We start from the raw sequence: 16541 nt of genomic DNA on the forward strand, positions 1-16541 counted from the left end.
AAAAGAGTCACCGGGAGTCATTTCTTCCTTTTGCGACGTTTCTTTTCACGCTTCCTTGGAAGGTACCTGGCGACCAGTGCCCGTTGCTTCTTCGTGAGGAAGCTCGTCTTTCCAAGAACCTTCTGATACTCCTCGATGACTTTCTCTGGACGAATCCCCCGGGCATAATGAAGATCGTGAACCACTGTAGGGGAGTGACCAACGATCTTCTTGAGGATAAGCTCATTGCCGTTCTTTTCGTACCAGTGCTGGATAAAGAACTTTCTCAGCAACTTTGGCGTGAGAGTTCCCGGGCTGTAGAGGAGCTGGACCCTGAGACGCGGATGCTTCTTAATCATGGCATCCCAAAACGTTGGATTCTCTGCTTTCCTTGTAGATACTGCAAAGAGGTAGCCGTCATTTGCTTTAATTAAATGCCCGAACTTCCTGGTGTACCTCTTAAGGCAGGCTGCTGTTTCAGGGTGGAGTGGAATCACTTCAAAGCCTTCAGTCTCCTTCAGCTGTCGTCCAACCTTAGTGACGCTGTGTGGAAGCTTCATTATGTTGGCCTCGAAATCGAACCATTCAATGTGAGCCCGTGCGATTTCCTCCTTTCTACGTCCCGTTGTTGCCAGCAGTAGCAAAAATGCAAGGGCCTTGCAGTACTGTTCTTCTCTGATCTCTTCGTCTTCGAAGGCTGCTTCGAGCGCATTGAAGAGGCTGTCAACGTCTTCTTTTGTGACGGTTTTGGGGTTCATTGCAATGTGAGTCTTCCATTTTCGTCGTAGTTCATCTTCCAGCATTTTGAGTCTGCCAATGATTTCTGGGTTGTCAACTCCCAGCTCCTTTAAGAACCTTCTGACCGTTGAGATTCTGTCCTTTTTGGCCTTGTATCCGAGATTCTGGCCATACTTCCCCTTGAGTGAGTCCAGGTGCTCCAAGTAATCCTCGATAATTCTGGCACTGATCACGTACAGTGGTTCTGAGTCTCCCCCAGTAATGGGGAGAGTTTGAAGGAATTCCTGTATCCATTTGATCTGCTTCTGCTTGTGCTTTTCGCTGACGTCCTTGGCCTTCAGTTCGGAGATGTACCTCTCGACTTCGCTGGCTGGAATTCCGTAGGTGCCTCCGCGGGCCTTCCTGACAATCTGGATTTGGCAAAGGTTGGCATTCAGACTACTTACCACTTCCACCATACAGGTCCACCCAAAATACCAAGTTGGAAAACGTTAATTAAATATAACTCCCCACTGACCACCAAAAACGTGAAAGAAAAAGAGCTTGGAATCAGTAGATTATTGGGATTTCCAGCCCCGTAGATATGTATTTGGTAAGTTCTACCCTTACTGCTGCTTTTCCCAGCTTGTGGGGTGGAGAAGTGTTAATATCTCCCTGTGGGGTTCAGGGTAGAAACCAGGCGTGTTCTCTGCCCGATGAGGTGTGTTCTTGTGAGAATGTACCTCTCAAAACAGTCGTCAACGAAATCATATGGAGTGAGCACAATCACAGGTTAAAAAGAAAAAGAGTGAAAACAGGTCAGTCTTTGTTTAATGGGATCTTCACTCCGGTGTTGATGTATTGAAGGAGCACTGCCTTAACTGCCTCTTTTTCTTCCTTTGTGAGATGCAGGGTCAGTAGTATCTCTGTTCTGGGCTCCGGATAAAATCTGAGGATGTTCCTGGATCTTGCTCCTACTGGGACTTCTGTTATTTTCCACACGTCTACTCGAATGGTGTTGCCGAGGCGTACTGCTCCCCCTCGAATGCTCAAGATGGTAACTTCTGCCAAGTCCTGAGTTTCCAATGCACTTAAAATCGCCGAGACGGACCTCGGCGGAAGGTAGATCCAATCAGCCCCATCAAAAAAGTCCCTGATGATCACTACCCCCTGATAAGAATCCACCTTATTAATACCATTGGGCGCTTCAAGTCTTGCCCCGAACTCGGGCAGGGCCCTCAGTGTTACTGAACCAAGCCCAATCTTGGACATTGGCATACCACCAACTTCGCGAGGCCAAATAAAGTCAATTAAATATAACGGTTCACTCCCACAAGTGAGATTATGATATTGTAAAAAGCGAAAGAATTCTCAAATAACTTCAATTTCTCTGATTACACAATCAAATCTCTTCTCCATTGGGACATTGCGAAGTTTGGGGGCGTCCTCGGGAGAATGAGCGTTAAAAGCGTGCTCCCTCGCCTCGTCCTCACTCTCGAAAGTCTCCAGACAAAGCTTGCAGTAATACTTTGTGGAATCCGGGACTTTGAAAATCAGGGCGTCAATCGCGAGGTTTTCAGAAAAACCCAGCTCGAGCATTTTGTCTGAGATGTCACCCGATCTCTTGCGAACTTCCTCCTTGAGAAGGTCATAATCCTTACTTGCCAGCCCTGTTTCAATATGTAAAAACATTCAACCACCCTTCTGTCCTTCTTTAAATCCGAGAAAAAGAAAGGAAAACGCGGCCTTACATTGCAGTGAACGGTTTGAATCCGATCTCGTTGAGGATCTCAATGACCTTCTTAAACGGTTCGGCCATGACCTCTTCGTCCCAGTACTCTTTTGGAACTCCGAGGATGGCATGGACTTTGCCATCATCCTCGTAGAGGAGCAGGTGGCAGGGGGCAACGACGCCGATGTTTTTGTTCCTCTGGTAGAGGTCGTAGAATACCTTTGCGTTGCAGAGGCCAAGGGTCTTGTATCTGGGCATTTCAATACCGAGCTTGTTCCTGACGACCTCAGTAAAGTTCTGCTCCCAGACTACTCCAAACCCGGCCTTCGGCATGGCTTCCTTGACCTTTGCCTCAGCTTCCTCAAAGTTGCCCTGGAACACGAACCTCTCCTCAATCATTTCACGGCACCTCGTGTTTCGCCTGTTTGTTGTTCGAAGGGAAGAGGCACAAAAAGTACCCATTGCGAACTTTATAACTTTTTCGTGTAAAGCAATAACTTTACACAAGCCTTTGATTGAAAATATGTTTCCAAGTAACATCTGGGACTCCATTTTCCGCGTTATTTGCACTTAAGTCTGCACATTTTGTTATATTTTGTTACAGTTTAATTGTGAATTATCCCACAAAAATACAATAAATAATTTTCATGAAAACATTTTTAACCTCATCGTGCCCATTATGTTATTTTGGAAATGCCTGGGTCGAGATGAGGTGTGTTGAAATGACGTCAAGTAATGCTTCAACGTGGTCAAGGATTATCTCGGAGATGAAAAATTATACTCTTGCCGAAGCATCTTTTGAAGAGCTGTGCCTGGATACCATTGCCGACCGGTATTTTACGCCGGACCTTATGGTTGGCGTGGATATTCGCAGTGTTAAGATTCTCAAAGTTTCCACCGCAGAAGGCCAGGAGTTTTACTGGGTCAAGGGTTTCATGCCCGTTACCAATGGGCTCCTGGATAAGAGCCACAAAAGAGGGATTCTCGCGGATGCGATGGTGATGAGGGCTGCGGAGAACTACGCAGTTTTAACAGGCAAGTTTAACGGCAAGGACGTTTTCGTATCCGCCTACGTTGTGCCCGAAGAGTGGTTTATCAACGTCCTTTTGAGTGCCGTTAAGGCGTTTTTGGACTCTTATGGTGAGAGGGGCTTAATCGTCCTTGACGCTGACTCATCAAAAAACAACAAGAAAGGAGGTGGTGTGGAATGATGAGGTGGACTCCGAGCATGATAAGGCTCGCCTCATACCCGGTCAAGGCCCTCTTCAGCTTCCTGAAGTGGGTTCACGATGGCATCAAGGAAGTCATCGAGTTCGAGATAATCTTTGTTTTCTGGTATTACTTTCCAAAACCTGTTTAGGGTCCAGTCCACCGAAAATACGAGCTCACTCATAACGCACCCTCCAAGATCGTTTTTCAGAAGATGTTCACTTCAAGATGAGGCGGTGAACAGAAGAGGTTAAACTTTTCGGCGGCTCGTGTAAAGTGATTGATTGACACGCAGCACTCAAAAAATGGAAAAGAAAAAGAGTCACTCAAACCATTCATCTTGGAAGTCCTCTACTCTCCTCACTTCAATTCCCTGAAACTCTGGCCTCATTGAGAGTTCTACTGTAAGCCTTGCTGTTGCCTTTCCTGCCGCTTTGAGGGCCTCATAAGTCAAGAGCTGGAATTCCTCTGTCTCCACGGAGACCTTCTCTGAGAGGTCCTTATACCATGAAAAATGCTGTTGAAGGTCTTTGTTGAGGCCAGTGCTGATGGAAGCGGGAATGTAGGTGCTGACCAATGCAATAAGAAATGCCATGAAGAAACCTTTGTTGTTCCTCTCATGTGTGTTCTTTGCCATTAGTATTGCTGAAACAATCAGGAAGATAAGTTCAATGGGGTTCACCTTTTTTTCATCACCTCCTTTCGGTTTTCATATATTGAAGAACCAACGGCTTTAAAAATGTTGAAGAATGTATACATGATGATGTAGTATTCTCTGATATCAATATAATGAAGATTAAAATTCCTGGTAACTTCGTGTAAATTTCTTGATTTATACGAGATTATCCAAATCGGTCCGCCAAATACTCCCACCATCACCTCCTTCTTTTTGTAGAATGGCTCACTTGAGGGGAGATCTCTTGTGAATGATTAAAGTCTTGCTGGAGCTTAAGTGCATGGGAACATGTTGGGGTTATCTACCTGTGGGGGTGGAAAAAATTCTTTTTGGATTGGCTTTGGTGTGTGGGCTGGCCTATTCAGTGCAGAACATGGTTTATTTACAGAGGTGTGTCAATAGACTCCTGCTCCCACTAGGTATTTCGAAAGAGATATATACCGTAGTAGGTATATATAGGACATTGAGGTGTAAATAAATGCCGAGAAGACCAAAATATCCCCCTGAAGTGAGCATAAAGATACCAAAAGATATCACAGTTCTCTATGAAACACCAGTCTTAGAATTGCTGTTAACGGAGAAGGAAGCCGAGATGGCTGAGAAAATAATCCAGCATATCAAAGCAAATGAAAGACTGTGGCCAGATGAATGGAAGATGATAGCCTCCCCGGAATCCCCTAGTGAAATTCGGCTATACTATCGTACATTAAGAAAGTTGGTCAGTCTAGGCTTAATAGGACGAGGCAAGGAAGGAAGCCTGATATTAAGTAGTGAACTGAGCCGAAAGCTGACGGTAATGATCGAAAAAGTCAATGCGCTAGTTGGAAAATCCAGCGACCTCATCTAGAATTCAAAGGATCAGAACCCAAAGAAACTGAAGTAATCGACTTTGTGAAGTAGCTTCTTTATCTCGGGTTCTAGAAGATAATACTGAACAACAGGCTTTACGGGTTCTTCAGGCTCATTCTTCTTGTTAGATCTCACGCCAAATTTGCGAGTTTGGATTATTCCAAGTGATTTTAGAATCTTAATGTACCTCCTAACGTATCTCTCAGAGAGCCTCCTGAGGCCTAATTCTCTCTTGAGGATTTTGAGAAAAGAAAAAAGTAGTCCCGGTTTATTCCATCCGCTTCCTATTCCCCAAAGAATTACCCCCATGTTAATGAGATCTACGTCATCAATGCTGGAATTTAGCTCTGTTATGGGACTCTTTTCAATTTTGTTCTTGATCACCTTTGCAGATTTCTCTACAAATGTTCTGTTAATGTAAGTGGTTCTCTTTTCCTCTGGAGAGAGTTCGGGTAAGTCCCCATACACGGCAAGCCAGTAATAGTTGGTGTTCTTTCTTTTTGTCCAGTTTAGAAGCCCTGCTTCTACTAGTCTCTTTATTCTCCGTCTTATCGTGGATTCGCTCTTGGGGAGGGCTTTGCTGAGCCAGGGTATTGTAACAACAGTTCTCTCCGCGGCATTTTTCAGGATTTCAAAATCGAGATCATCAAATCCAATGGGAAGAGTATGAGTGTAAAGAACGTCCCAAATATCTACACCACGTAGATATCTCAAGAAGTCTCTATCCACTGGTGCTTCATGATAAAAATACTTGCTATCCTCCTCTACATCCCATATTGGAATAAGGTGGCAGTACTCTATAATGGCTCCTAATATTCCAGAAGCAATTTTTATCCGCTTCTGGACTTCTTCTTTAACCTTTTTAGTAAATTTCTCAAGGTCCATAAATTCATCAAGAGTTAGGGTAATTTCATCCTTCATTATTATTTCCAGTTTTGGATCTCTTTCTTGATGGTACTTTGAGGTGTAGACTTTGATCTTGACAGGATACCCCTTCCATTTTATCTCTACGATGTGACTGTGCTGGGAGAGTTTAGAGTATTTTCCTTTACTATGCATTATTTCTTTGACTCCACTGTAAGCTCGAAGTTTGGACAGCAATCTATCCATCTCCAGGAGGTAATCAATAGTTCTTCCGTCCTTCGTTTGGTGGTATCTTTTAAACCTCGCATAAACCTCAGGATCTAGAAGCTTTATTCTGAGCAGGTTATAAGTAAAATCAACATTTCTGTTTGGTAAGTCAGTTAGATCATGAAGGATGTCAAATACATGAAAAGAGCCGTACGTATCAATGCGTACTGCCATCTTAGTGTAGCCTTCCAACACGACTTTCTTGTCGGTAGTATTTCTTTGAAGAAGCTGGAGAGTTACCGTTCCTCTGGGGTGTTTTATCACTATTGGCAACTTATCTTTATTATTCTCGGGAACACGTAGAATAATTGGGGTACCGTTTGAAGTCTCTTTTTTAAATTCGTAATATAAGTGACCCTTATGTCTTAGCTCACGGAGGTAGCTCCATTTTTCGAGATCGTTTACCTTGAATCTATCAGTATTTCTATGAGTGACTTTGTGTGCTATAAGTGCTCGACCTAAATAAGCAAAGACGTTGTAGATGTAGTCACTTGAATAGGACAAATAAGAAGTATAGTGATGACGCACTAATGGATACTCCTGAGGCCGTTGCTGATTAGCAGTGTCATTCTGGGAATCTAGTTGGGGTGCAACATGATTTTTCTCATACTTTCTATCTGGAATTATTTCAGCAAAATTTATATTCTCAGCTACCTCACTCATTGTTAGATCCCCCAACTAATGGCCCGTGCTTAAATCAGAGGGTATTAATCACTCTTTTAGATGCATTCCTTTGGATTTGTTTTTGCTGATCCAGAGTATCAGAGCTTCCCCCACAGCCTTCCCAAGAGAACCTTTTCTTGAGCCGTACTTCTCACCCACGAGTTTGCGGAACTCATTATCAAGCGCGTCCGGGATCATTACATGTAAATGCCTCATAGAGATCACCTCCCATTCAATGAGGTCTGTTCATGTGTGAGTTTGAACTTCAAAGTTTTTAAACATTGAGAAATGGCCTTTATTTATGCCCTTATAGTTTATTAAGCTTTTGATTCGTATCTTAAGCTATACTATCTTGTTTCTAGCAGTTTAAAGCAATTTAATAGCTTTGTTACCTAACATTTAACCTTCTGGTAAACATGGTGGGATACTTAAAGAAGCTGTGAAGTGAGTGGAGTTATTAAAAAGTGAAGACAAGGTTAATAGAGAGTTATATCAATTCTTTAAGTACACCCTACGCTGACCTGCTGGGGATCTAGCAAATAACTGAGTAAAGGCATGAAATGTATTGGTTGTAGCTTTCTCCCAGCTCTGAATTTTCTTCTTTCAGTATTTCACTACCCCTTTTATTCGTTCTTACAGCGTATCCTTCCTTTATAGCTTCGCCAAGGGGGTATAAACCTGATCATGTAAATTAGAGTGTGTCTACATACCTTTCTGATCAATCTTACAATGTCCGATAATATCCGCTACGTGGTTCATAGATCCTTCCCTCATGTTTCAGCTCATCGAGCATATTAGTTATCTTCTTTTCATCTAGATTGAGTTCCACAGCCTTGTTAATCACTAAATCTTTAGGTGCTCCATATTTAGTTTCATTTTCCAGTTGCTTGATAACATCTATTAGAGCCTCTAGAACATTTTCTTTGCTTCTCTTTCTTCCAGCACTCTTTATCAGATTCATTAAATTCTCTTCCGGATTAACGGAAATTCCGATTGTCTCATATGCTCTCTCAAAAATCTTTACAGCGGCTCTAGCATCCTCTGCTGTTGCTATGCTCCGAAGATGAAGCTTCGCATGGGTAATTGTCAAGTTTACCAACGTATAAAGTTGCAAGATTGAGATGTGAATTGGAATCAGCATTTCCTCACTTCTTCTCTCAGACGCATACTCCCTACGAAGCTTGAGGTAGTATTGTTTAAGGTATTCAGCGGCTTCTTGGCTCAGCTTGGGTTTCATATTTTTAGCATAAGCTATGAACTTTCTCAAGAAGTCTATCCCATATGGTGTTCTTTGAGCATTCCTATCCATTTGTAGTCTCAGGACATAGTCTGCTAGCTTCCCGTCAAGTTTAGTCTCTGGCCTATCAAGTATTAAATAAATAAGACCAAAGTAGGAGGATAACTCGCGTACTGGGAATATTTGGCTTAGTGGCTCTTTTTCTAAGTTAACACGTCCTGATTTTGGCCGTGAAGAGGCTATGATCGTGCTTTTAGCTGGGATTACGATATTGAACTCTCCAGTTAGAACAATTTCCCCATTTTTAATAACAGTGGAAATGTATTCTGGGTGGCTTATTTTTTCAAATCCCTCAAGAAGTACTGTTCCGCCTGTTGCAAGAACAGTACCCCCTGCTTCGATTACCTTATCACCTGTGATTTTATCGGCCTTTTGTAAGATAGTAAGATTAGCACCTGTTCCTTCTCTGACTAAGAGCGGTTTAGGCGCTATCTTGTAAATAAACTCCAGGAGCTGGCTTCCTATCGTGGGGTCTTCAAATGCCATCAGCACATGGATTCTATCTCGTATTCCCAGATCTCCTGATGGTTCTTCAGAGATATATCCCCCAAGCAAAGCAAGGAGGAGGCCTTCCTTTACATTTTCATGCCCATGTACACTAGGAGCGATTGACCGAATTACTCGCTCTTTGAAATCAGGACGTTTGGCCTCTTCGTAAAATCTTTGTATGTCCTCGGTTGTTATATCTTCTTCATCCCAGTCTTTTTGTGTACTCTCGATATTGTTTACTTCAAAGATTTCTTTTAAAGTCACACTATGTTTGTTTCTATAATCAGGAATCACCCTTAGAACCCCCGTGAGCCGAACACGTTGCCCCGGTACTTCAGAGTTTGCTAGATCATCTAAGAGAATACCATCAAGAAAGCTTGGCAATATCTCCCGGGACACCTCAGGAGGATCCTGGAGTCTGAAACTCTGAAAATAGACAAATCTGCTCTTATCAGTATCTAGTTCGATGTTTTTAGATCCGCATAAGTCACATTTGGGTGGTTTTACAAGAGGTTCGTAAGGTTTCTGAAGGCGTATCATTTCGTTTCCACAGTCCTTGCACACAAATACTGCTTTCTCAACAAATGGTTTAGTCTCACTGATTCTTGTGATTATACCCTCTACTTGAATCAGATGGTTTGCATCACTCAGTTCAACTTCGTGAGGCAACTTGGGAAGTCCAACATTATAGAACCTAACGTGAACGCGGGGAAAAGCTTCATAGTCAGAAAGATGCTCGTGAAGTAATATCTGAACAGCGTCTTCTGCACGTGGTATGATCTCACTAGGGTTTTTGATGAGGTCCTCTGCTAACTCTGGATCAAAAGCATGTAAATCAATCCAATTGACCTGAATAGACTTTTGTTTGCGTTCAACTGTTTTCAGTAATTCCGAAAGGTATACCCGCTCCCCAGAGTCGTTTGTATATTCTTCAAAGAAATTAACAAACTTGTTGATAATCTCCTCTTCATACGCCATGTTGCATCCCTCTAAACTTAGTCTCTCTGATTACAACTTTATAAACATTGAGAAGTTCTGAGAACCTAAGCGGAGAGTTTTAGGGTGCTAGCTTTTTATTTCCAGTAATCATAATCCCTGTGGTGAAATTCAATGGACTTGATTAAGAAATACAAGTTGTTCTTTGCTCTCATGAATACTGGTTTCGCTGGAAACCTCCTCGTCATCTACTACCTCTCCAAAGGCCTCACCTACGGTCAAATAGGCACCGCAATGGCCATAGCAACAATAGGAACCTTCCTCTTCGAAGTCCCCACCGGAGTCGTCGGCGACAAAATAAGCCGAAAAACCAGCGTCCTAATCGGCCTCACCCTCCACCCAATAGGAACCCTCGTCCTAATCCTCCTAAAGAACTTCCCAATGCTAATCCTATACTCCATAATAACACCCCTCGGAGTTGCATTCATGAGCGGAAGCCTCCAAGCATGGCTATTCGACAACATGAAGCACTTGGGAAGAGAAAAAGAATACAGGGCCTTAATGAAAAGCATAAAAACCATAACAATCCCCCTCACAGCCCTAACCGTAGCAATCGGCGGAATCCTCGCCCAACTCTACGGGTTCATCCTCCCCTTAGTTCTAACCCTCATCCTCGAAGTCGGAACCCTCATAGTGGGCTACACGATTCCGGAGTATGAGTTCAAGAAGCCCGAACGCTCCTACCTAAGCCACACCCTCCAGAGCTTCAAGGAGATAAAGAGGCCCGAACTCCTCTGGCTAATAATCCTCTCAATAACCGTCGTCATGGCCACAAACCAGTTCAGGCAGTTCTTCGAGCCTTATCTGGGTGATATACTCGCTAAGAGCCTCAAGACGACTCTAATGGGCACCCTCGGACTCCTTGGAATAATAGAGGCCCTCGTCAAGATAACTCCGAGGCTCATTGGAATCCGTCTCAGGGACTCATGGAGCGTTAAGGCCTACTCCCTCGCTCCCCTCATCGTCCCAGTTTTAACGGCCTTTTCAGTCCTCTACCAGAACCCGGTTTGGATTATCGCCCTTGGAATCGTTGTTACGGTAATCCATACGGCCTTTGGCTTCAACCTCGGAATTGAACTCCAGCACAGGATACCGACGGAGAAGAGGGCCACAATACTGTCAATCTACTCGATGGTGTCTTCATTGGCCATGAGCGTGTTTTACTTCCTCTACGGTTTCGTCGTGGACTGGGTGGGTTTGGCCGAAGCGAGGCTCATCTTCGCCGTAATACTCCTCAGTGCAGGAGTGCTCTTGAAGGCTGGGGAGGCCTTCGGACTGCTTGGAGATATTCTAAAACTAAGGCACTTAGCTGAAGTTGAAGTATAACTTTCCTCATCCAAAACTTTTATATTTAAAAATTCTCAAAATACCCTAAATATATTTAGGGTTTGGTGAGAAAAAATGAATACTCTCGTAATCATGAAGAAGCTCTCGGAGCTTGGAGATGTCTTTACTATCGAAGAAGCTCAGCGGCAGCTCCGTATCGATCCAAAGCTCCTTGAGTATTATCTCAGAACATTAAGCAAGATGGGACTTCTAAAGAGAATTGCCAAGGGTATCTATGTCATCTCCTTAGAGCCTGGAAGATTTCCCTCCCCCCATGAGTTTGTTCTAGCCCAGATTTTGGTACCCAACGGGGCAGTTGCATACTGGTCAGCCCTGAACTACTACGGAATGACTGAGCAGATTCCCCAAACGGTCTTCGTTCAAACTCCCATAAAAAGAGGCTATCGAAGGCCATTGTCTCTGGACGGTAAGAGATTTAGAGTAGTAGTCATCAGTCCGGAAAAGTTTTTTGGAATCAGCACTATCCGCATCGGGCGCAGAGATGTTCGCATTACCGACCCTGAAAAGACCGTTGTTGACTGTCTTGACAAGCCAAAGTACTGTGGAGGGATAATTGAGGTAGTTAAGGCCCTCACCAATGCTAGACTGGATTATGAAAAGCTGTTGGACTATGCTGAGAGAATGAAGAATAAGGCTCTTCTGAAGCGTTTAGGATTCCTGAGCGAAAAGCTTGGATTAGGAATCGAGAGCAGGATTAAACTTTCTGAAAAAGACAGAAAGAGCTTTGCTCTCCTTGATCCATCTATGCCGCCAACAGGCCGCTTCAGCTATAAGTGGGGGCTTAGGATCAACGTTCCGGAGGATTACTGGGGGGAGATAGAATGATTGAAGAGGAGCTAAAAGCCTTGAGTTCGGACCTTGGAATTCCTGTGTCAACTATTGAAAAGGATTATGCAATAAGCTGGATGCTCTACGGGATCTGGAGGTCAAGACTGTGGAAATTAATGGCTTTCAAGGGAGGAACATGCCTGAAGAAAGTGTATTTTGAGAACTATCGATTCTCCGAGGATCTCGATTATACCCTACTCTTGGAGGATTCAGATGTGGAATACATGGAGAGAAGGATATCCGATGCCGTAGAAGCCGCTAATGAAGGGCCGGTCCAGTTCTTTGATTTTGAACTGAAGCCGAGATATGGGGTAAAACTATTTCCGGGGGAGCTTCTTGGCTTTGAGGTTAAGGTTCCGTTTAGACTTCTGAGCAGAACGGGAAATCCACCCAAGATCAAGATGGACATAACGCTGGAAAAGTATGAGAGAGTGCTGTTGCCCCTCCAAGAGAGGGGGATTCTGCACAGCTACTCCGACAGACAGAGGTTTTCCGTTGTAAGCGTTCGAGCATACAGTTTAGAGGAGATATTGGCGGAGAAGATAAGGTCTCTGTTCCAGAGGACAAGACCGAGAGACCTGTATGATGTATGGGCTCTAAAAGATAGAGCCGATGTAAGGACTGTGGCTAAAATACTCCCATTTAAGTTTGAAGCCAAGAGCGTTGAGCCCGATCTGGATGCTCTCTCAAGTAGAAGAGGATATTATTACAGTGCCTGGAAAAGCAGTCTGGGCCATCAGTTAGGAAGGCTACCTGAGTTTGAGTCTGTGTGGAGTGAGGTCTTGGATTTTGTAAGTTGGATTTTGGAGGGTGCATTCTAAATTACGAGATTTTTAGCTTTTAGGCGAATTCTGGTGTTTTGTGCTGTTTGGAAGAGAGGTCTCTTAGAATAGTATAGAGAGGGAAAGGCAACTCAACGTCCAATTTCCGTCCACAGAGGGGAAATGTTAAATACTCCAGTCTACATAATTACATAATAAGATAGAATTGGCAAATATGCTGGGTGATTAAAATGGCCAGACTCTCCCTGGCAAAGATGTATCTCAAGGAGATGGAGATATATCGAAGAAGGGGCATAGAGCTGGAAGATGAAAGCTCACTGGAGAAATATTTGGTAATGAGAAAGCTCTTAGAAGGCCGCCCGGTGTCCCTTCCTGAAATTGTAAAATATGTTGAGGAAAGTACTGGCCAAGAGCCCAAAAGGGATTTCTCCCAAATGTCTAGACGGAGGTATGAGAGGATCTACAAGTTCTTGAAAAGGCTAGAAAAAAGAGGTTTTCTAACAAAAACACCACTGGGACGCAAGCAGGTAATCACTCTCAAGTCCCAGATTCTAAAAGAAGTCAGTGAACTAATTGAAAAGGAGGCTGGAGAAAACGGATTTTTGGTACCTTTCGGTGAGCTAGAGGAACTTAGAAATCAGCTCAAAAAAGAAGTAATCGATGAAGTGATGGAGCAGGTAAACACAGAAGTAGTGCCCAAGATATCCCACGTTGAATCTGAAGTCAATTCAGTCAAAAGGGATCTAATGAAAGCACACAACAGTCTTCAGTGCGTTGAAAAAGCGGTTTCAGAAATAGCAGAGATTGGTAATCAAAACTTTTCTCAGCTCCAGTCTGCAATATATGAACTTAATAAAAATGTTGAATCCCTTTGGGCCATAATTGAGAAGATTGAGAGAGAATTCGGCTCTGCCCTTAAAGAAATGGCAGTATTCCTGACTGAAGAGATAAGCGTGAGGCACATCAAGATGTCTGAAGACGACCATCCCTCAGTCCTGAAAGTCAAGAAGGGAGCATATTCATGGAAGCCAGCGGGAGTTAAAGAAAGCAGTGGATTCGGGATCAAGCTTTCCGAATTGCCTAAAAACTGTCGTTAGAGAATTTCAAGGGCTGATCGCTGTACTACTGCCCTTTTGGTTAAGAAATACAGAGTTGGGAAAGAACCTCTGAACCGTATCATCGCTTAGTACCAGAAGGAGATCAGGCATTACCTCCTCTATCAGGGAGTCCACGAACATTTTAGTAAGCTTTCTGTATCTCCCGCTGAACCTCCTGTCCTCAGTCAATGAGATGTAGTGCATGAAGTCTACTCCTTCAGCACGCCCTAAGAGATAGTTTTTGTACCTCCCAAGTTCATCAACCCTCTGAACAAGACTCGGAAGCCTCATAAAGCCCAGTTTTCTGCTTTCGGCGAGATCATAGATCACATTTTGGATGTGGCTGTCAAAGAACTTCCTGAACAGCTTGATGGTAATTATTGCTCTGTCCGGAGGATATTCTCTGAGCCATTGGTGCTGGGAGTATACTCTTTCGAGGTCGTTTTTATTCCTAAATGCCTCCTTGGGTATGAAGTAGCGGGTGAACACCTTGTCCAGAGAGTAGAATCCAAATATTGGACTGGTTGGGTCTAGGATAAATCTGTTTTTGAAGATCCTAAGCTCGTTTACTAGGATGTCGTGGATAAAGACTGGTGTGACGCCCCCTGTATCTGTTCTCAGCTTTGATCTTCTAAAATAGATTATCCCTCTTCCCAAATCGATCTGCTTTGTCTTTCTGCCGCTTTCGTCTACAACTACGAACTGAAGATCGTTTATTTCAGACCCTCTAGCTCCAGTCAGCAAAGCGATTAGCGCGGCAAGTCTGATTTTTTCTATTGTAATCGTTGGCCGTTCTAAGAGAAGAATTGAAAGCCATCTAAGGGCCGCTCGGACTCTCTCAGCAGAAACCACTTTTTCTTCCTCTTTTTTCTGATACGTTTGGAGCTGGACTGCTTTTGACCTCATTGCAGAGCGAGAGATGATATTCAGATATAGTCGGGGATCAAATACTTCCTCACCAAACACTTGGGAAAGACTCAGCCCGTACTTTTGCCATAAGATATGCCGTAAAGCTTCCTTGGTGTATTTGACCACAACGCTAAATGTGTGATATGACTTGCTCCGGTTAGGGTCTCGGAGGTACTCAGAAAAAGCATTGTAGATGTCCTCTGCACCCAGCTTTATTATAGAACCGTTTTCTGGAGGCTCCTTTTTCACTTTGAGCAGGTATTCCACGAAGGTGTTTAATGCAAAGGATTTGTTCTGGAACGTTCCTGGACTCAGCTGTTTTGAATTTTTCAGTTCTACCAGCTTCTCTTTGTATTCGTCGAGGTCTTCAAGATCCAGCAGTATGTAGTTTTGATTAAATGTTGGGATGCTTTGCTGGGGACGTGAACTAAACCTCTTCCGGATCATATCCGTTCCCCCGTGCACATATTCAATACATATTTTGTATGCATTTAAGTTTATAAACATTGATAAAATACATGCTTTTAACCTATGACTGAGCAATTAAAGTAGGAATATAGATGAAATAACTGCTAAAAAATACAACTAAATTATGGATTTGGCTAAAAATAGTATGTATTTATTCTTCAATATTGGCAAAAAATGCATGCAAAAATGCGGATAGAATGACACTCATCACAGGTGGGTTTTTAATCTGCATTCTCAAACCTGTTTTTCGGCTAACGGGCATTTTCAGCGGAGTGGGTATCACCGGTTAAATGGACCCTACTACCCCTACTCCCCTAGAAGTGGTGGAAAAAGAGGGTTAATAAGCTTTCCTCAAATCTTGGAAGCACAGATCAATCCTCGATACCTATTTCGGTTATCCTAAACATCGCCTCGTTTTCGGGTAAGTGAGGCGACTTTATCAAACGAGCCACTACCCTGTTTGAGTTTCCACTCCCCTTTTTACGCAGATACAGTCTAAACGTCGAGGTCGCTTCAAGAAGATGGCCACCCCACGGTCGTCCCATTGAGGCATCGTTGGTAATCAGCACCGCCACCCCGTAAAGTTCTGAGATACGACGAAGGTTCGATAAATGCTCTGCCAGCCGCTGCTGTCTTTCGGCCAAGACTCTTCTGCCCACGTACTCCCTCCGAAAGTGCGCTGGAATTGAATCAACGACCAATAACCTGACAGGCCTATCTGATTTGGCATTCTCACGGATCAAGTCCTCTGCCATCTCAATAAGAAGCAACTGATGGTTACTGTTGAAGTCCTGCCGATGTAGATATGCTCAAGAACTTCCTCCGGGTCAAGGCCGCGGTTTTCTGCAATCTGCCGTATACGGTGTGGATTAAAGGTGTTCTCGGTGTCTATCCATATGACCGAGCCGCGAAGACCCCCTTCGTCCTTGGGGAGCTGGACCATCACCGCAAGAGCGTGGGCAAGTTGAGTCCGGCCACTTCTGTGCCCGCCAAAAACCTCAGTTATTGATTCCGTCCATATTCCACCCCCAAGAATCGAATCCAAACTATTGCTGCCTGTTGAGATTTTGTCAACCGATTGGAGCTTCTTCATATATTCCTCAGCGCTTATAAAAATATCAACGAAGGCAATCTTTCTGGCGGCCAGGACTATCTTGAGTGCTGTACCTTCACTTATTCCTGCAATCCCCTTGAGTTCCATCGGAGAAGCAACGGCTATGGCCTCGATGCTATCATATCCTGCCTCACGAAGCTTTTGGGCAGTAACAGAGTCTATCCCAGGCAGCTCATCAATACCCTTTCTTTGGTCTGTCTCCATCATATCCGGAACCTCCTTTGTGGCCCCCCACTAAAGAATATACCTTTCTAAATC

The 16541-nt window shown here is 43.8% G+C and carries 16 protein-coding genes and 1 pseudogene; 7 read left to right on the top strand and 10 right to left on the bottom strand.

Annotated features, from left to right (window positions below):
- Positions 1-17: 17 nt before the first annotated feature.
- From ACZ5M3_RS07020 to ACZ5M3_RS07035, 4 genes are all read right to left on the bottom strand, one after another.
- Positions 18-1175: a tyrosine-type recombinase/integrase gene (locus tag ACZ5M3_RS07020; RefSeq protein WP_464838981.1), complete on the bottom strand. Its 1158-nt coding sequence runs from the start codon at positions 1173-1175 to the stop codon at positions 18-20.
- Between the two features lie 340 nt (positions 1176-1515).
- The gene (locus ACZ5M3_RS07025) at positions 1516-1968 is read right to left on the bottom strand and encodes a hypothetical protein (protein ID WP_464838982.1); all 453 of its coding nucleotides are present in this window, start codon (positions 1966-1968) and stop codon (positions 1516-1518) included.
- A 99-nt stretch (positions 1969-2067) separates the two neighbouring features.
- Positions 2068-2295 carry a hypothetical protein gene (locus tag ACZ5M3_RS07030; RefSeq protein ID WP_464838983.1) on the bottom strand — a complete coding sequence of 76 codons (228 nt, stop codon included), beginning with the start codon at positions 2293-2295 and terminating at the stop codon, positions 2068-2070.
- 148 nt (positions 2296-2443) lie between these two features.
- Positions 2444-2827 (bottom strand): DUF302 domain-containing protein, encoded by a 384-nt coding sequence (locus ACZ5M3_RS07035; RefSeq protein ID WP_464838984.1) that lies wholly within the window; start codon positions 2825-2827, stop codon positions 2444-2446.
- Between the two features lie 323 nt (positions 2828-3150).
- Between ACZ5M3_RS07035 and ACZ5M3_RS07040 the strand changes: the two genes are divergently transcribed.
- Both ACZ5M3_RS07040 and ACZ5M3_RS07045 read left to right on the top strand, forming a co-directional pair.
- Positions 3151-3639 (top strand): hypothetical protein, encoded by a 489-nt coding sequence (locus ACZ5M3_RS07040; RefSeq protein ID WP_464838985.1) that lies wholly within the window; start codon positions 3151-3153, stop codon positions 3637-3639.
- On the top strand, positions 3636-3788 hold the full coding sequence (locus ACZ5M3_RS07045) for a hypothetical protein (protein WP_464838986.1): 153 nt from the start codon (positions 3636-3638) through the stop codon (positions 3786-3788). Before ACZ5M3_RS07040 ends, ACZ5M3_RS07045 begins: the two co-directional genes overlap by 4 nt.
- A 171-nt stretch (positions 3789-3959) precedes the next feature.
- On the opposite strand, the gene ACZ5M3_RS07050 is transcribed toward ACZ5M3_RS07045, so the two are convergent.
- Positions 3960-4319 (bottom strand): hypothetical protein, encoded by a 360-nt coding sequence (locus ACZ5M3_RS07050; RefSeq protein ID WP_464838987.1) that lies wholly within the window; start codon positions 4317-4319, stop codon positions 3960-3962.
- A gap of 472 nt (positions 4320-4791) precedes the next feature.
- Between ACZ5M3_RS07050 and ACZ5M3_RS07055 the strand changes: the two genes are divergently transcribed.
- On the top strand, positions 4792-5160 hold the full coding sequence (locus ACZ5M3_RS07055) for a hypothetical protein (RefSeq protein WP_464838988.1): 369 nt from the start codon (positions 4792-4794) through the stop codon (positions 5158-5160).
- Positions 5161-5171: 11 nt separating this feature from the next.
- On the opposite strand, the gene ACZ5M3_RS07060 is transcribed toward ACZ5M3_RS07055, so the two are convergent.
- The 3 genes from ACZ5M3_RS07060 to ACZ5M3_RS07070 form a co-directional block, all read right to left on the bottom strand.
- Positions 5172-6956: a winged helix-turn-helix domain-containing protein gene (locus ACZ5M3_RS07060; RefSeq protein ID WP_464838989.1), complete on the bottom strand. Its 1785-nt coding sequence runs from the start codon at positions 6954-6956 to the stop codon at positions 5172-5174.
- A gap of 48 nt (positions 6957-7004) precedes the next feature.
- Entirely contained in the window at positions 7005-7172 is a 168-nt protein-coding gene (locus ACZ5M3_RS07065) for a hypothetical protein (protein ID WP_464838990.1), read from the bottom strand.
- A gap of 508 nt (positions 7173-7680) precedes the next feature.
- Positions 7681-9720 carry a minichromosome maintenance protein MCM gene (locus tag ACZ5M3_RS07070; RefSeq protein ID WP_464838991.1) on the bottom strand — a complete coding sequence of 680 codons (2040 nt, stop codon included), beginning with the start codon at positions 9718-9720 and terminating at the stop codon, positions 7681-7683.
- 132 nt (positions 9721-9852) lie between these two features.
- Between ACZ5M3_RS07070 and ACZ5M3_RS07075 the strand changes: the two genes are divergently transcribed.
- The 4 genes from ACZ5M3_RS07075 (at position 9853) to ACZ5M3_RS07090 (ending at position 13792) form a co-directional block, all read left to right on the top strand.
- Positions 9853-11064, top strand: a complete 1212-nt coding sequence (locus tag ACZ5M3_RS07075; RefSeq protein WP_464838992.1) for an MFS transporter — start codon at positions 9853-9855, stop codon at positions 11062-11064.
- A gap of 75 nt (positions 11065-11139) precedes the next feature.
- The gene (locus ACZ5M3_RS07080; protein ID WP_464838993.1) at positions 11140-11910 is read left to right on the top strand and encodes a type IV toxin-antitoxin system AbiEi family antitoxin domain-containing protein; all 771 of its coding nucleotides are present in this window, start codon (positions 11140-11142) and stop codon (positions 11908-11910) included.
- Positions 11907-12734 (top strand): nucleotidyl transferase AbiEii/AbiGii toxin family protein, encoded by an 828-nt coding sequence (locus tag ACZ5M3_RS07085; RefSeq protein ID WP_464838994.1) that lies wholly within the window; start codon positions 11907-11909, stop codon positions 12732-12734. The genes ACZ5M3_RS07080 and ACZ5M3_RS07085 overlap by 4 nt, the downstream gene beginning before the upstream one ends.
- Positions 12735-12925: 191 nt before the next feature.
- Positions 12926-13792, top strand: coding sequence for a hypothetical protein (locus ACZ5M3_RS07090; RefSeq protein ID WP_464838995.1), 867 nt, complete (start codon positions 12926-12928; stop codon positions 13790-13792).
- Between the two features lie 6 nt (positions 13793-13798).
- On the opposite strand, the gene ACZ5M3_RS07095 is transcribed toward ACZ5M3_RS07090, so the two are convergent.
- A complete protein-coding gene (locus ACZ5M3_RS07095) occupies positions 13799-15148 on the bottom strand; it encodes a hypothetical protein (RefSeq protein ID WP_464838997.1) in 1350 nt (449 codons plus the stop codon).
- 392 nt (positions 15149-15540) lie between these two features.
- Positions 15541-16511, bottom strand: a pseudogene (radA, locus tag ACZ5M3_RS07100) (DNA repair and recombination protein RadA); the annotation flags it as partial.
- Positions 16512-16541: the final 30 nt, after the last annotated feature.

This window comes from Thermococcus coalescens (genome assembly GCF_055392585.1).

Bases quoted from the DNA above. Each gene is read 5' to 3' on its own strand.
- ACZ5M3_RS07020 (WP_464838981.1), bottom strand. From the start codon at position 1,175: ATGGTGGAAGTGGTAAGTAGTCTGAATGCCAACCTTTGCCAAATCCAG.
- ACZ5M3_RS07025 (WP_464838982.1), bottom strand. From the start codon at position 1,968: ATGTCCAAGATTGGGCTTGGTTCAGTAACACTGAGGGCCCTGCCCGAG.
- ACZ5M3_RS07030 (WP_464838983.1), bottom strand. From the start codon at position 2,295: ATGCTCGAGCTGGGTTTTTCTGAAAACCTCGCGATTGACGCCCTGATT.
- ACZ5M3_RS07035 (WP_464838984.1), bottom strand. From the start codon at position 2,827: ATGATTGAGGAGAGGTTCGTGTTCCAGGGCAACTTTGAGGAAGCTGAG.
- ACZ5M3_RS07040 (WP_464838985.1), top strand. From the start codon at position 3,151: ATGACGTCAAGTAATGCTTCAACGTGGTCAAGGATTATCTCGGAGATG.
- ACZ5M3_RS07045 (WP_464838986.1), top strand. From the start codon at position 3,636: ATGATGAGGTGGACTCCGAGCATGATAAGGCTCGCCTCATACCCGGTC.
- ACZ5M3_RS07055 (WP_464838988.1), top strand. From the start codon at position 4,792: ATGCCGAGAAGACCAAAATATCCCCCTGAAGTGAGCATAAAGATACCA.
- ACZ5M3_RS07060 (WP_464838989.1), bottom strand. From the start codon at position 6,956: ATGAGTGAGGTAGCTGAGAATATAAATTTTGCTGAAATAATTCCAGAT.
- ACZ5M3_RS07065 (WP_464838990.1), bottom strand. From the start codon at position 7,172: ATGAGGCATTTACATGTAATGATCCCGGACGCGCTTGATAATGAGTTC.
- ACZ5M3_RS07070 (WP_464838991.1), bottom strand. From the start codon at position 9,720: ATGGCGTATGAAGAGGAGATTATCAACAAGTTTGTTAATTTCTTTGAA.
- ACZ5M3_RS07075 (WP_464838992.1), top strand. From the start codon at position 9,853: ATGGACTTGATTAAGAAATACAAGTTGTTCTTTGCTCTCATGAATACT.
- ACZ5M3_RS07080 (WP_464838993.1), top strand. From the start codon at position 11,140: ATGAATACTCTCGTAATCATGAAGAAGCTCTCGGAGCTTGGAGATGTC.
- ACZ5M3_RS07085 (WP_464838994.1), top strand. From the start codon at position 11,907: ATGATTGAAGAGGAGCTAAAAGCCTTGAGTTCGGACCTTGGAATTCCT.
- ACZ5M3_RS07090 (WP_464838995.1), top strand. From the start codon at position 12,926: ATGGCCAGACTCTCCCTGGCAAAGATGTATCTCAAGGAGATGGAGATA.
- ACZ5M3_RS07095 (WP_464838997.1), bottom strand. From the start codon at position 15,148: ATGATCCGGAAGAGGTTTAGTTCACGTCCCCAGCAAAGCATCCCAACA.